Genomic DNA, 13,296 nt, shown 5'->3' with positions numbered 1-13,296 from the left:
GGGTGGGGGCGTGGCAGGGTGATCAGGTGACCGACTCCGTACCCTCCGACCAGGCCGCCTCCGGCACCGACCTCGCCGGCCCGACCGATCCCGCCGGCTGGCTGACCCTGCCGGACGTCGCCGAGCGCCTCGACCTGTCGATCAGCAAGGTCCACCAGATGATCCGGGACCGCGAACTGCTCGCCGTCCGCCGCGACGGCGTGCGGAAGGTCCCCGCCGACCTGGTGGCCAACCGCACCGTGCTCAAGCACCTGCCCGGCGTGCTCACCCTGCTCGCCGATGCCGGCTACGACGACGAGGCGGCGCTGCGCTGGCTCTACGAGCCCGACGACACCCTCTCCGGCGGCACCCCGGCCGTCACGCTCGGCGGCGACCACGCCCGCGAGGTCAAGCGCCGAGCCCAGGCCCTCGGCTTCTGACCGGTGGAGTCAGTCGGCTGGCTGCCGGAGTCAGCCGGCTGACCGGTGGAGTCAGCCGGCGCGGCGGGTGGCGGCGATGGCGAGGTCGACCAGCGTCTGCCGCGCCTCGGTCTCCAGGTCGACGGCGGCCAGCGCGGCGAGCGCCGTCTCGGTCAGCGCGGCGATTCGCTCCTCGGTGCGGGCCAGCGCCCCGGTCGAGGTGATCAGCTCGCGCAGCCGGGCCAACGCGTCGGCGTCCAGCTCCGGGTCGCCGAGCCGGTCCAGCAGCAGCGCGCGGCCCGCGTCGTCGCTCGCCTCCACCGCCGCCGCGACGAGGTACGTCCGCTTGCCCTCGCGCAGGTCGTCACCGGCGGGCTTGCCGGTCTGCGCCGGGTCGCCGAACACCCCCAGCACGTCGTCGCGGAGCTGGAACGCCTCGCCCAGCGGCAGCCCGTACGCCGAGTAGGCCGCCCGCACGTGGGCGGGTGCGTCGGCCAGCGCCGCGCCCAGCAGCAGCGGACGCTCGACGGTGTACTTGGCCGACTTGTACCGGGCGACCTTGCCCGCACGTTCCACCGACGTGTCGCCGGTGGCCTGGGTCAGCACGTCGAGGTACTGCCCGACGGTGACCTCGGTGCGCATCTCGTCGAAGACCGGCCGGGCGCGGGCGACGACGCGCGGGTCCAGCCCGGCGGAGTGCAGCAGCTCATCGGACCAGACGAGGCACAGGTCGCCGAGCAGGATCGCCGCCGCGTCGCCGAAGCCATCGGCGTCCCCGCCCCAGCCGGCCCCCCGGTGCCGGGCGGCGAACCGCCGGTGCACCGCCGGCTCGCCGCGCCGGGTGTCCGAGCGGTCCATCAGGTCGTCGTGGATCAACGCGCTGGCCTGCACGAACTCCAGCGAGGCCAGGGCGGTCACCACCTGATCCGCGTCGGCGCCGCCTGCCCCCCGGAACCCCCAGTACGCGAACGCCGGGCGCAGCCGCTTGCCGCCGCCCAGCACGAACGCCTCGATCGCCTCGGCCACCGGCACCAGAGCCACGTCGACGGCCGTCAGCCAGGTGCGCTGACCGGCCAGGAAACCGGCGAGGGCCTTGTCGATCCGCTGACGCAGGCCGGCACGGTCGACGGGGGATACGGGAGCAGCGTGGGTCACGCCCCGACGCTAGCGGGTCGCCCGGTGAGCTGCCGCATCGGCGGTGCGTGGCGTGTCGGTGCCGTCCGCCCGCTTCCGGTTTCCGCCCGGTGTGCCCGAGCGTCCCGGTGTGCCCGGTCGTTTTGGTGCGCTCGGTCGTCCCGGTGCGCCCGGTCGTCCCGGTGTGGTCGAGGGCAGGACCCGCACGCCTGCCTCGATGACGTACAGCTCGCGGCGGGCCATGGCGTCGCCCCGCCCGTCCAACTCGTATCCCTCCAGCCAGACCCAGCCGTGGTAGGTGTGCAGGTCCGTCCGGATCTTGATCAGTCGGAAGAAGACGGGCCGGACGAACTGCACGCTCGCCGCGCGGGTCAGGTGCAGCACGTCACCGGCCTTCACGGCTGTGCCTGTCCTGCCTGTCCCGCCACGCCCGTAGCGTCCGGCCGGCCCGGTCGAGGCGAGTGCAGGAGCCGTCGTCCCGGCACTTCGAGCAGACGTCGCGGTGGTGGAAGTCGACCACGTAGCCGGCCATCAGGACGCTGAACGGTGGCTCCGGCCGTCGCCGGGGGATCGCCACGGGTCACCGCCGGCGGGGGCGCTCGGTGGTGGGCGCGCAGCGCCACCGGCTGCTCCTGGCCGGCGGCGGATCACTCTGTGGCGTCTCTCGGTCGCCGTACGCGCCCGCCTGATGCGGGAACGTCGACCGCTCGACCACGTCCATCGCTGCGAATGAGACAGGCAGTCGCATGACGGTGAGACGGGAGCGAAACGTGAGCGACGTCGGATCTTCGGTGCCACGCCGTCAACTCGGCAGGCTGCTGCGGCAGGCGCGCGAGGAGGCGGGCATCAACCTGGAGGCCGCCGCCGAGGCTCTTGAGTGGTCCCGGGCGAAGATGTACCGGCTGGAGGGCGGCCAGACCTCGCTGCGGACCCACGACGTGACCCTGATGTGCCAGTTCTACGGCACGTCGGCCGAGCTGACGGAAGTGCTGGTGAGCCTCGCCAGGGAGAGCAAGGCGCGCGGCTGGTGGCACGCCTACGGTGAGGTCATCCCCGCCTGGTTCGAGCTGTACGTGGGACTGGAAGCCGCCGCCTGCCGGATCCGCCACTACGAGTCGAACCTGATACCTGGCCTGTTGCAGTCACCGGAGTACATGGCTGCCGTGTTCGCCACCAAGCAGAGCCGGACGCCTCAGGAAGTGGCGCAGAAGGTGGCGCTTCGAATGGAGCGTCAGAGACTCCTCAGCCGCCGAAGCCCCGCCGCGCCCCGCTTCGAGGCGATCGTCGACGAGTCGGTGATCCGCCGGCCGATCGAGGATCTTGAGGTGTGGCAACTACAGCTTGCTCACCTGGTGAACGCGTCACAGGCCCACAACGTGAGCTTTCGGGTGCTGCCCCTGACTGCGGGCCCGCACAAGGTATCCGTTGCCGGGGCGTTCATCGTGCTGGACTTTCCCGCCGTCGGCACTCGCCCGGCAGAGCCCTCCACGATCTACTGCGAGTCATTGACGGGCAGCCTTTATCTGGATCGCCCCAGTGAGGTCGAGGCATACTCTGACGCGTGGCAGACCCTGCAAGGGCTTGCCCTTGATGAGCGCGCGTCAGAGGACCTGGTGAGCACGGTGATCAAGGAGAGCTACGATGAGTGACCTGACTGGTGCCCGCTGGCGCAAGAGCACCCGTAGCGGCAACGAAGGCGCGTGTGTGGAGGTCGCGGACAACCTGCCCGGTGTCGTCGGCGTGCGGGACAGCAAGGACGTGGCGGGGCCGGCCCTCGTCTTCGCGCCCGCGTCCTGGGCGGCCTTCGTTGCGGGCGTGCGGGCGGCTGCCCTGAGCTGACACCGGCCGACCATGCCGGCGGGTTGACCGACGTGATGTCGGCGAAGTGGCGGTGTCCGGGCGACGGGATGCCGCCATGTCGGCGACATGGAGTCGATCATCATGTGCAGTTGCGGCGCGGGGCTGAGCCGGACCAGGTCCGGCTCAGCCCCGCCGTGCTTTGTCCGGCCGTCCCGCTGACCGGACCGCCACCGCGCGCCCGGCCGGAGTCGGCCGAGGTGGGCCAGCGGCACCAGGCCGGTGTGCGTGGTGGGGAAGGGCGGCCGGTCGGTCTCGGGACAACGAACCCGGCTCATCCTGAGCAACGACTGCTCAGCCCGGCCTCGACCCAGCTGCCGACTCGGGTGAGCAATGGCCGGGACATCGACGGGTCTCTGAACATTACGACTTGACGAACGGCGTGTTATCGCTCACAGTCGATGGTCAAGGACGACGACGCCTGCGGCTGCCGGGCAAGCCGCTTCGTTGGTCTTGGATTGGCGTGCGCTAGGCCTGCGTGCGTGGTGTTAGCGCTCACATCATCGACGCGCGCGGCCGTCCCCGCGCTGCCCATCTCTGGTCATTGAAGGAGGATCATGTCTGCCTTGGGTGGATCGCCATCGATCGCGCCGCCGCCGTCGCGGCGGCGTGGGTGGCTGTCTCGGGTCGTCGCCGCCGGCGTGTCGGCCGTGGTGCTCGGCGTGGCCGCCGCAGCCGCGGTCTCGACGCCCGCCGCTGCGGCGACGGTCGACACGAACGCGTGGTACGTGTTGGTCAACCGCAACAGCGGCAAGGCCCTGGACGTCTACAACCTGGCCACGAACGACGGGGCGCGGATCACCCAGTGGACGCGCAACAACGGCAACCAGCAGCAGTGGCAGTTCGTGGACTCCGGCGGCGGCTACTACCGGCTGAAGTCGCGGCTGTCCGGCAAGGTGCTGGACGTCTACAACTTCTCCACCGCCAACGGCGGCAGCATCGTGCAGTGGAGCGACCTGAACGGCACCAACCAGCAGTTCCGGCTGGCCGACTCCGACTCAGGCTACGTCCGGTTCATCAACCGGAACAGCAACAGGGTGATCGAGGTGCAGGGCGCGTCGACCGCCGACGGCGGCAACATCGTGCAGTACGACGACTGGAACGGCAGCAACCAGCAGTGGCAGCTCGTCCGCGTCGACGGCGGGACGAACCCCACCACCCCGCCGCCGACGACGCCCCCGCCGGGCGGCACGTGCAACCTCCCCTCGACGTACCGGTGGTCGTCGACCGGCCCGCTGGCGCAGCCGAAGTCCGGCTGGGCGTCACTCAAGGACTTCACCATCGCCCCCTACCAGGGCAAGCAGTTGGTGTACGCCACCACCCACAGCAGCAGCGCCACCGGCGGCTGGGGTTCGATGAACTTCGGCCTTGTCGACAACCTCAACCAGCTCGGCTCGGCCCCCCAGAACACCATGAGCCAGAGCACCGTCGCGCCGTCGCTGTTCTACTTCGCGCCGAAGAACATCTGGGTTCTCGCCCACCAGTGGGGTCCGACGTCGTTCTCGTACCGCACGTCGACCAACCCGGCCAACGCCAACGGCTGGTCGGCCCCGCAGCCCCTGTCGACCGCGACGATCACCGGCTCCAGCACCGGCGTGATCGACCAGACGATCATCGGCGACGACCAGAACATGTACCTGTTCTTCGCCGGCGACAACGGCAAGATCTACCGCCAGATCATGCCGATCGGGAACTTCCCGGGCAACTTCGGCTCCAGCTACACGACCATCATGAGCGACACCTCGGAGAACATCTTCGAGGCGCCGCAGGTCTACAAGGTGCAGGGCCGCAACCAGTACCTGATGATCATCGAGGCCAGGACCAGCTCCTGGGAGCGCTACTTCCGCTCGTTCACGGCGACCAGCCTGAGCGGCACCTGGACGCCGAACGCGACGACCTACAACAACCCGTTCGCGGGCAAGGCCAACAGCGGTGCCACCTGGACCAACGACATCAGCCACGGCGAGCTGCTGCGCACCAGCGCGGATCAGACGAACACGATCGACCCGTGCAACCTGCAGCTCCTCTACCAGGGGCGTTCGCCCAGCTCCGACGGCGTCGACTACGGCCTCCTGCCGTACCGGCCGGGCCTGCTGACGCTGCAACGCTGACCGCGTGAGCCGACGCTAGCGGCGTGAGTTCGATCGAGTGGCGGGTCCGGCGCAGGCCGGGCCCGCCGCTCGCCCGTTCGGCCCCCGCGTCAGGCAGGCCGGTCGGGCCGGCTGCGCCGCCGGGTGGGGCGGGTGGCGTGCCGGGGCGGGCGGAGCCGCTCCGGGCCCCTCGGCCGCAGGCCGGCGCGGGGCGTCATGCCGCCGGCCGGTGGGCGTGCCGGGGCGGCCGGCAGCGCCCGGCGCGCGTGCCGGGCGTGCCTGGCGGCGTCGGCCAGCAGCTCCGCCGGCACGGCCAGGACCACGGCCAGCCAGCCCAGCCAGAAGGCCCCCGGCACCCGGAGCTGCCGCTCCCAGCGGGACACCTCGTGCCGGCTCAGCGTGGGCACGCCCGAGGCGGCGCACAGCTCGGCGGCGAGGGCCTGCTGGCTGCGGCCCCGGGCCCGCCGGAGCCGGGCGAGCAACGGCCCGAGCGGCTCCGGGCCGGGCGGCGTGGGCGGCGTCATGGGTCCTCCGGCAGGGTCGGCGCGAGGGCGGCGTCGACCCGCGCACCAGGCGGGACCGGCGCGCCGCCGGTCGGTGCTGACCCCCGCGCGGGCCCCGTCCGCGCTACCGCCTGTCTACCCCGCGGGTACGACGGTCCGCCCGGCCCGCCGTTCGTGCGGGGGCTCGTGCCGGGCTCGGGTGGCGGTCGCGTCAGGTGGGAACCTCCTGGGTGCGGTGCGTCCCGACCGCTAGAGTCGGTCCATGGCTCTTGGTCTCCCATCGGTCCTTCCCAATCCGCAGCCGGCGATCGGGGAGCTGATCCGTGACCGTCAGCCCACCTTCTCGTTCGAGTTCTTTCCGCCCAAGACACCGCAGGGCGAGCGGCTGCTCTGGCAGGCGATCCGCGAGCTGGAGTCGCTGCGCCCCTCGTTCGTGTCGATCACCTACGGGGCCGGCGGGTCGACCCGGGACACCACGGTCGCGGTGACCGAGCGGATCGCCACCGAGACCACCCTGCTGCCGATGGCGCACCTCACGGCCGTCAACCACTCCGTCGCCGAGCTGCGCAACGTCATCGGGCGGCTGGCCGGCGTCGGGGTGCGCAACGTGCTGGTCGTGCGGGGCGACCCGCCGGGCGACCCGGGCGGCGAGTGGGTCCGCCACCCCGAGGGGGTGCTCTACGCCGAGGACCTGGTGCGGCTGGTGCGCGACTGCGGTGACTTCAGCATCGGGGTGGCCGCGTTCCCGTACAAGCACCCGCGCTCGCCCGACGTGGCCAGCGACACCGCGCACTTCGTCCGCAAGTGCCGGGCCGGGGCGGAGTTCGCGATCACCCAGATGTTCTTCGACGCCGACGACTACCTGCGGCTGCGGGACCGGGTGGCGGCGGAGGGCTGCGACACCCCGATCCTGGCCGGGGTGATGCCGGTCACCCAGCTCAGCACCATCGAGCGGGCCGTGCAGCTGTCCGGGGCGCCCTTCCCGCCGGCCCTGGCCGCGCGCTTCGCCGAGGTGGCCGACGACCCGGAGGCGGTCCGCCGGCTCGGCATCGAGCAGGCGGCCGAGATGTGCCGGCGGCTGCTCGACGAGGGAGTGCCCGGCATCCACTTCATCACCCTCAACCGGTCCACCGCGACGCGTGAGGTCTGGCAGCAGTTGCAGGTCAGCGCGCGGGTGTGACCCCCATGGCGCGACACCACAGCGCCGGTGCCACGGTTGTTCCGTGGTGGGCACATCGCTGAACTGGGACGAGTACGCGACGGCGTGGGCGCGGCTGCACGGGGGCTTCGATCCCCGGGCGGCGGCCCCGGTGGTCCGCGCCTGGCTGCGGTTCGCCTACCACGTCGGATACGTGCTTGGCCGGCTCCGGGTCACCCCGACCGCCGTCACCGTCGCGGGGGTGCTGCTCTGCCTCTGCGTGCCACTGTTCGCCGTCCGGCCGGTGACCGGCCCGGTGATCGGGGCGCTGTTGGTGCTGGCCGCCTCGGTGGCCGACAGCGTCGACGGGGCGGTGGCGGTGGCCACCAACCGCACCACCAGGCTCGGCTACGTCTACGACTCGGTCGCCGACCGGCTCGGCGAGGCCGCCTGGCTGGCCGCGTTCTGGCTGGTGGGCGCGCCGGGCGCGCTGGTCGTCGCCGCCGGCGGGCTGTCCTGGCTGCACGAGTACGTCCGGGCCCGGGCGGTGTCGGCCGGGATGCGGGAGATCGGCGCGGTGACCGTGGGGGAGCGGCCCACCCGGGTCTGCGTGGCCCTGGTGGGGCTGCTGCTGGCCGGGCTGGCCGGGCTGATCGACCCGGACCTGACCGCCGGCACCATCACCATGGCCACTGCGGTCTGGGTGCTGCTGGCCGGCTTCGGGCTGGGCCAGCTGTTTTCCGCTGTCCGCCGCGCCCTCATCGAGGCCGGCTGACCCGCCGCCGGGCACCTCCTCACCCCCAAGCGGGGCCGATCTCGTCGGCGACGATCTGGGCGGAGAGGGCGACCATCGGCAGGCCGCCCCCGGGGTGGCTGGAGCCGCCGACCAGCCACAGGCCGGCCGCCGGCCCCCGGTTCGCCGGCCGCAGCAGGCCGCCGGCCGTGCCGTAGATCGAACCGCCGGGCGCGCCGGTGGCGGCGTCCAGGTCGGCCGGGGTGCGGACCTTCCGGAACACCAGCCGGTCGCGGACGTCCACGCCGCGCTCGGCGAGCACGTCGAGGACCCGATCGGCGTACGCGTCGGCCAGGCCCGGCCGGCGCCAGTCCACCGCGCCCGTGGCGGTGCCGTGGCGGGGGGCGTTGACCAGCACGAACCACGCCTCGTGCCCGTCGGGGCGCACGGCCGGGTCGTCGGCCACGGTGACGAAGACGGTCGGGGCGGGCGCGGGCCGGGCCCGCACGCCCCGCCCGGGGTGGCCGAAGACCGCGTCGAACTCGGCGTCGTAGTCGCGCGGGAAGAACACGTTGTGGTGGGCCAGGCCGCTCTCGCCGGCCACCCCGAGCAGCAGCACGAAGCCGGCGAGGCTGCGGTCGGTCAGCCCGGCCAGCCGGCGCGGGCTGGGCAGCAGGTCCCGGTAGAGGGTCAGCGCGTCGACGTTGGCGACCACCACGTCGGCGGGCACGGGCGCGGCGACCCCGGCGAGGCGTACCCCGTGGACCCGGCCGCCCGCCGCGTCGATCCGGGTGACCGTGGCGCCGGTCTGCACGACCACGCCCAGGTCCAGGCAGCGGGTCAGCAGCGCGTCGGCGAGGGTGCCCAGGCCGCCGCGCAGGTACCAGCCGCCGAACGCCAACTCGGCGTACGGGACGGCGACCAGCGCGGCCGGGGCCCGGCGCGGGTCGGCCCCGGTGTAGGTGGCGTACCGCTGCAGCAGCATCCGCAGCCGGGGGTCGGACAGGTGCCGGCGGCCCAGCCCGCGCAGGGTTCGGCCGGGGCCGATCGCGGCGAGGTCGCCCAGCCGCCAGGCCAGCGTGGCGAGGTCCAGCGGCGAGCCGATGGCCCGGCACAGGATGTCCCGGTGCGAGGCGTCCCAGACCCGGGCGGCGCGTCGCCACAGCCGCTGCCAGTCGGCGGCGGCCCGTTCGCCGAACGCCGCGCCGACGCGGGCGGCGAACTCGGCCGGGTCGGCGCAGGAGTCGAGGGTGGGCCCGTCGCCGGGGAAGACGTGCCGGACGATCGGGTCCAGCGGGGTCAGGTCGAGGTACTCGTCGAGCTTCGCGCCGGTCGCCTCGAACAGGTCGTGGAAGACCTCCGGGAGGGTGAGCAGGCTCGGCCCGGTGTCGAAGTGGAACGACCCGGCCGGGGTGTCGTGGACGTACCGGCCGAGTTTGCCGCCGACCGTGCCGGCCCGCTCGAGGACGGTCACCTCGTGCCCGGTGGTGGCCAGCCGGGCGGCGGTGGCCAGCCCGCCCACCCCGGCACCGACGACCACGATCCGTGCCATGGCGTGTCCTCCTAGCTGACCGGGCGACCCCGCCAGGACAGGCGGCGTCGCTTCCGCAGATGGTACGACCGCGCGGTCAGCCAGCCGAGGACCACGACCGACACGGGGTGGCCGAGCGCGTCGGGCCACCACCGGCCGCCGGTGGCGTGGGCGCTGACCACCCGCCCGGCCGCCCCGAACAGCCAGGCCAGCGCCGCCAGGGCCGCGACGGTCGGGACGCCCGCGAGCAGGGCGGCCAGCGCGACCAGCGGAGGAGCGGTGTAGAGCAGCAGCAGCGCCACGACCACGGCCGCCGCCGCCCCCGGATGACCGAACGAGGCCCACAGCGACTTGGTGTAGCCGTCGCGCAGTTGCGGCCAGTCGTCGTACATCCGGCAGGTGGCCAGCCGGGAGCCGTCGGCGAGGGCGATCCGGCCGCCGGAGCGTTTGACCGCGCGGGCCAGCTCGATGTCCTCCAGCACCCGGTCGGCCACGGCGGCGTGCCCGCCGGCCGCGGCATAGCCGGCCCGGTCGACCACGAGGAACTGCCCACCGGCCGCCGCCAGGGACGACCGCGGCGAGCGCTCCATCGCCCGCAGCGGCAGGAAGGTCAGCCACAGCCACTGGAGCAGCGGCTGCACCAGCCGGTCCGCCGCGGTCCGGGTCACGATCCTCGGGTACGGCGACAGCAGCGTCACCCGGGCGGCGCGTAGCTCGGCGACGGCCGCCGCCACCGCGTACGGGGCGAGGAGCACGTCGGCGTCGACGAAGGCCAGCGCGGTGGCGGCGGGGTCGGCCCGGGTGGCGAGCTGATGGCAGGCGTGCGGCTTGCCCAGCCAGCCCGGTGGCGGGGCGACGCCGGTGAGCAGGGTGACCCGGTCATCGTCGCCGGCGATCGCGCGGACCACGTCGGCGGTGCCGTCGGTGGAGCCGTCGTCGAGCACCACGATCCGCAGGCCGGGCACGCCCCGCTGGGCGAGCAGCGCCGCCAGGCACGGGGTGACCCGGTCGGCCTCGTCGCGCAGCGGCAGCAGCACCGCGACGGCCTCGGCGACCTCGACGGGCCCGCCGCTCGGGCGGCGTAGCCACCGGGTGGCGTTGACCCAGGTGTGCGCGGTGAGCGCGGCGACGCCGGCGAGCAGCAGCAGGACGCCGGTCATGTGGTCGCGTCGGCCGGCCGGCGTCGTTGGCGGTGGCGATCGCGGCCCAGCGCCAGGGCCAGCGGCACGGCGGCGCTCGCCATGCCGGCCGCGCCCCACACCGCCGACGCGGGCAGGCCGAGGAAGACCGCGTGGGCCAGGATGCTGGAGCCGTACGTCCACAGGTAGAGCGCGAACATCGGCGCGTCGCGCGGGCCGGCGCGGTCGACGGCCGGCCCGGCCAGCGGGCGCAGCGCCGCCATCAGCAGCACTGCGAAGATCAGCCAGCCGAAATAGTTGCTGACCGGGACGCCGGGCAGGCCGGGCAGGGCGGGGGTGGCGTCCCGCCACACCCAGTAGCCCTCGGCGACCATCTGCGGGTCGAGGAACAGGTCCCAGGCGGCCAGCCCGACGGCGGCGAGCGCCACCCGGGCAACACCGGGCGGGACGAGCCGGGCCGCCGCGAGCCAGGCGGGCCAGGCCATCCAGGTCCAGGCGAGAGGGATGATCAGCGGCACCCCGGCCAGCTTCGGGCCCAGCTCGCCGGAGTAGTCGTAGCTGCCGAACGGCAAGCCGGTGGCCACCCCGAGGGCCTCGATCGCGAAGCCACCGCCGGTGGCCACGGCGACCAGCGCCGCCGCCGCGCGGGGGCCCCGGCTGAGCAGCGCGTGGCCGACCGAGAGCAGGTACCCGAGCACGACGGTGGCCACGGTCAGCCCGGCCCGGGTGGCACCGGCGGTGAGCGGATAGCAGATCTGGGCCAGGACCAGCAGGCCCAGCCCCGCCCAGGGCAGCAGCGGCCGGACCCCGGCCCGGGGCGGTGGCGGGCGGAATCCCGCTCGGGGCGGCAGCGGCCGGACCTCGGCCCGGGGCGGCGGGTGCCGGGTCACGGGTCGGCCGGGCCCGGGGCGGAGGCGGTCGGGTCGGCCGGTCTGGAGGCGGCCGGGGCCGGGCTGGAGGAGGCCGGGTCGGCCGGGGCCGGCGCGGCGAGCGGCAGGTCCCGGCCGAGGATGCCGAACGGGCGTTCGTCGCCGGGGAAGTGGAAGTGGCGCAGCACGTCGACGAAGCCGAACCGGCGGTACAGCCGCCAGGCCCGGGAGCGCTGCTCGTCGGCCTCGGGCGTGGAGAGCAGGGTGGTGCTGCCCGAAGCCATGGTGAGCAGGGCGGTGAGCTGCCGGGTGCCCAGGCGGTGCCCCTGGGCGGGCGGCCGGACGTGCAGCTCGACCACCTCGAAGCAGTCGGTGAGCCAGCGCCGCCGGGCGTCGGCGGTCAGTGCCCGGTACACCTGGTCGTGCCACCACTGGCCGGGCGTGCCGACGTAGCCGTACCCGAAGCCGGCCAGGTGCCCCTCGGAGGTGAGGCTGGCGACGGCGCGGAAGCCGGGACGGCGCACGTGGGTGGCGATGTAGCCGCGCCGGGCCTCCAGCAGGTCGGCCCGGTAGTTCATCGCCTCGCCGTAGACGGCCACCACGTCGTCCAGCCGCCGGAGCAGATCGTCCGGCGTCCAGCGCACCAACCTCATGCCCGCCCATCCTTCGCCGTTGCCGCGTCGCCGTCGGCGACCCACCCCAGCACCGTCCGGTCGCCGACCACGTCGCGCACCTCGAACCGCGCGAAGAGTTCCTCCGCGTACCACCCCTCGGTGGGGGTGCGCGCGATCGCGGCGCGGTGCTCGGGGTGACGGTACGCGAACGCGACGAGGTCCACCGGGTCGCGCCACACGCTGACCGTGCCCTGCCAGCCCAGCGGGGCCTCGCCGACGCCGAACCGGGCCAGCAGGCCGGGCGCGGCGGGCAGGGCGGCGGCCACCGGCGGGACGGCCCGCCAGAAGGTGGCCGCCCGGCGGACCCGCAGCCGGGCCCGGGTCAGCGCCAGCACCGGGCCGGCGACCCGGCCGCCGGGCGGCTCGCCGAACGGCCGCTGCCCGGACCACTCGCCCCGGCTGGCCAGCGGACGCAGGTCGACCCGTACCCGGGAGCGGGCGATCCGGGCCCAGGAGCGGCCCACCGGCGAGGCGTCGAAGCCTGCCGCGTCGGCCGCGGAGTCCCAGACCGCGAGGGCCGCCCAGCGGGTCGGGTCGGCGTCGCCGGGGCCGAAGCCGGTGCCCGTCCCGGTGCCGAGCAGCTTGCCGAACCGTACCCCGGGGGTACGGCGCAGCCGTGGCGGGTGCGCCGCCATCCGGGCCAGCGCACCGGGCAGGGCGGACCGACCGATCCGCCAGATGTGCAGGGTGACCAGCTCCGGGACGCCGTTCACGCCACGTCGGTCGCGGTGCCGGCGGTGATCCGCAGCAGCTCCGCGTACGTCGTGGGGAAGACGGCCTGGGGCACCCCGCCGGCGGCCCAGACCTCGTCGTGCTGCCCCAAAGCCGGGTCGACGAGGGTGCGCAGCGGCTCGGGGTGGCCGAGCGGGGCGACCCCGCCGATCGGTTGGCCGGTGTGCCTGCGGACGAACTCGGGGGTGGCCCGGCGTAGATGGTCGAAGCCGAGACGCGCGGCCAGGCCGGCGATGTCCACCCGGTGCGCGCCGGAGGTGAGCACCAGCAGCGGCGCGTCGTCGGCGTCGAACACGAGCGAGTTCGCGATGGCGCCGACGGCGACGCCGAGCGCGTCGGCCGCCGCTGCGGCGGTGTGCACCGCGTCGGGCAGCAGGCGGACCTCGCTGGGCCGGCCGGAGCCGTCCCGCGCGCCCGCGGCGTCGAGGGCCTCCTGCACGGCCCGCACGTTCGGGTGTGGCTGCATGTCGCCCATTCTCCCCGCCGCCTCCCCGCCCC

14 protein-coding genes and 1 pseudogene are annotated in these 13,296 nt (G+C 74.4%); 6 read left to right on the top strand and 9 right to left on the bottom strand.

Annotation, left to right across the window (positions count from 1 at the left end):
- Positions 1 to 26 precede the first annotated feature (26 nt).
- On the top strand, positions 27 to 419 hold the full coding sequence (locus E1258_RS22635; protein ID WP_132404655.1) for an Rv2175c family DNA-binding protein: 393 nt from the start codon (positions 27 to 29) through the stop codon (positions 417 to 419).
- 51 nt (positions 420 to 470) lie between these two features.
- On the opposite strand, the gene E1258_RS22630 is transcribed toward E1258_RS22635, so the two are convergent.
- On the bottom strand, positions 471 to 1,553 hold the full coding sequence (locus E1258_RS22630) for a polyprenyl synthetase family protein (RefSeq protein ID WP_132404653.1): 1,083 nt from the start codon (positions 1,551 to 1,553) through the stop codon (positions 471 to 473).
- A gap of 9 nt (positions 1,554 to 1,562) precedes the next feature.
- On the bottom strand, positions 1,563 to 1,931 hold the full coding sequence (locus tag E1258_RS34035; RefSeq protein ID WP_207919673.1) for a hypothetical protein: 369 nt from the start codon (positions 1,929 to 1,931) through the stop codon (positions 1,563 to 1,565).
- A 371-nt stretch (positions 1,932 to 2,302) separates the two neighbouring features.
- Between E1258_RS34035 and E1258_RS22615 the strand changes: the two genes are divergently transcribed.
- The 3 genes from E1258_RS22615 to E1258_RS22605 all read left to right on the top strand — a co-directional run bounded on the left by E1258_RS22615 (position 2,303) and on the right by E1258_RS22605 (position 5,500).
- A complete protein-coding gene (locus E1258_RS22615) occupies positions 2,303 to 3,181 on the top strand; it encodes a helix-turn-helix transcriptional regulator (RefSeq protein WP_243715620.1) in 879 nt (292 codons plus the stop codon).
- Positions 3,174 to 3,371, top strand: coding sequence for a DUF397 domain-containing protein (locus E1258_RS22610; protein ID WP_132404647.1), 198 nt, complete (start codon positions 3,174 to 3,176; stop codon positions 3,369 to 3,371). The genes E1258_RS22615 and E1258_RS22610 overlap by 8 nt, the downstream gene beginning before the upstream one ends.
- 575 nt (positions 3,372 to 3,946) lie before the next feature.
- The gene (locus E1258_RS22605) at positions 3,947 to 5,500 is read left to right on the top strand and encodes a non-reducing end alpha-L-arabinofuranosidase family hydrolase (RefSeq protein WP_132404645.1); all 1,554 of its coding nucleotides are present in this window, start codon (positions 3,947 to 3,949) and stop codon (positions 5,498 to 5,500) included.
- Between the two features lie 89 nt (positions 5,501 to 5,589).
- Here the strand turns inward: E1258_RS22605 and E1258_RS22600 are convergent, their stop codons facing one another.
- Complete coding sequence (locus tag E1258_RS22600) at positions 5,590 to 6,003, bottom strand: helix-turn-helix domain-containing protein (RefSeq protein ID WP_132404643.1); 414 nt, start codon at positions 6,001 to 6,003, stop codon at positions 5,590 to 5,592.
- A 241-nt stretch (positions 6,004 to 6,244) separates the two neighbouring features.
- On the opposite strand from E1258_RS22600, the gene metF reads away from it, so the two are divergent.
- Complete coding sequence (gene metF, locus E1258_RS22595; protein ID WP_132404641.1) at positions 6,245 to 7,162, top strand: methylenetetrahydrofolate reductase [NAD(P)H]; 918 nt, start codon at positions 6,245 to 6,247, stop codon at positions 7,160 to 7,162.
- 43 nt (positions 7,163 to 7,205) lie between these two features.
- Positions 7,206 to 7,895 (top strand): CDP-alcohol phosphatidyltransferase family protein, encoded by a 690-nt coding sequence (locus tag E1258_RS22590; protein ID WP_132404639.1) that lies wholly within the window; start codon positions 7,206 to 7,208, stop codon positions 7,893 to 7,895.
- Between the two features lie 19 nt (positions 7,896 to 7,914).
- Here the strand turns inward: E1258_RS22590 and E1258_RS22585 are convergent, their stop codons facing one another.
- The 6 genes and pseudogenes from E1258_RS22585 to E1258_RS22560 form a co-directional block, all read right to left on the bottom strand.
- Positions 7,915 to 9,405: an NAD(P)/FAD-dependent oxidoreductase gene (locus E1258_RS22585; RefSeq protein ID WP_132404637.1), complete on the bottom strand. Its 1,491-nt coding sequence runs from the start codon at positions 9,403 to 9,405 to the stop codon at positions 7,915 to 7,917.
- Between the two features lie 11 nt (positions 9,406 to 9,416).
- Complete coding sequence (locus E1258_RS22580) at positions 9,417 to 10,544, bottom strand: glycosyltransferase family 2 protein (protein WP_132404635.1); 1,128 nt, start codon at positions 10,542 to 10,544, stop codon at positions 9,417 to 9,419.
- Positions 10,541 to 11,320, bottom strand: a complete 780-nt coding sequence (locus tag E1258_RS22575; RefSeq protein ID WP_132404657.1) for a carotenoid biosynthesis protein — start codon at positions 11,318 to 11,320, stop codon at positions 10,541 to 10,543. Before E1258_RS22575 ends, E1258_RS22580 begins: the two co-directional genes overlap by 4 nt.
- A 164-nt stretch (positions 11,321 to 11,484) precedes the next feature.
- Positions 11,485 to 12,045: pseudogene (locus E1258_RS22570) on the bottom strand (GNAT family N-acetyltransferase); the annotation flags it as partial.
- Positions 12,042 to 12,779 carry a monooxygenase gene (locus E1258_RS22565; RefSeq protein WP_132404631.1) on the bottom strand — a complete coding sequence of 246 codons (738 nt, stop codon included), beginning with the start codon at positions 12,777 to 12,779 and terminating at the stop codon, positions 12,042 to 12,044. The gene E1258_RS22565 and the pseudogene E1258_RS22570, both read right to left, overlap by 4 nt.
- Complete coding sequence (locus E1258_RS22560; RefSeq protein WP_132404629.1) at positions 12,776 to 13,264, bottom strand: YbaK/EbsC family protein; 489 nt, start codon at positions 13,262 to 13,264, stop codon at positions 12,776 to 12,778. The genes E1258_RS22565 and E1258_RS22560 overlap by 4 nt, the downstream gene beginning before the upstream one ends.
- Positions 13,265 to 13,296 lie beyond the last annotated feature (32 nt).

The organism is Micromonospora sp. KC207, assembly GCF_004348615.1.
In the GTDB taxonomy this organism is placed as follows: Bacteria; Actinomycetota; Actinomycetes; order Mycobacteriales; family Micromonosporaceae; genus Micromonospora.
This window is presented reverse-complemented; position numbering and strand designations above follow the sequence as displayed.

Excerpts from the sequence above, each read along its gene's own strand:
- E1258_RS22610 (WP_132404647.1), top strand. The coding sequence starts at position 3,174 with ATGAGTGACCTGACTGGTGCCCGCTGGCGCAAGAGCACCCGTAGCGGC.
- E1258_RS22605 (WP_132404645.1), top strand. The coding sequence starts at position 3,947 with ATGTCTGCCTTGGGTGGATCGCCATCGATCGCGCCGCCGCCGTCGCGG.
- E1258_RS22600 (WP_132404643.1), bottom strand. The coding sequence starts at position 6,003 with ATGACGCCGCCCACGCCGCCCGGCCCGGAGCCGCTCGGGCCGTTGCTC.
- metF (WP_132404641.1), top strand. The coding sequence starts at position 6,245 with ATGGCTCTTGGTCTCCCATCGGTCCTTCCCAATCCGCAGCCGGCGATC.
- E1258_RS22585 (WP_132404637.1), bottom strand. The coding sequence starts at position 9,405 with ATGGCACGGATCGTGGTCGTCGGTGCCGGGGTGGGCGGGCTGGCCACC.
- E1258_RS22580 (WP_132404635.1), bottom strand. The coding sequence starts at position 10,544 with ATGACCGGCGTCCTGCTGCTGCTCGCCGGCGTCGCCGCGCTCACCGCG.
- E1258_RS22560 (WP_132404629.1), bottom strand. The coding sequence starts at position 13,264 with ATGCAGCCACACCCGAACGTGCGGGCCGTGCAGGAGGCCCTCGACGCC.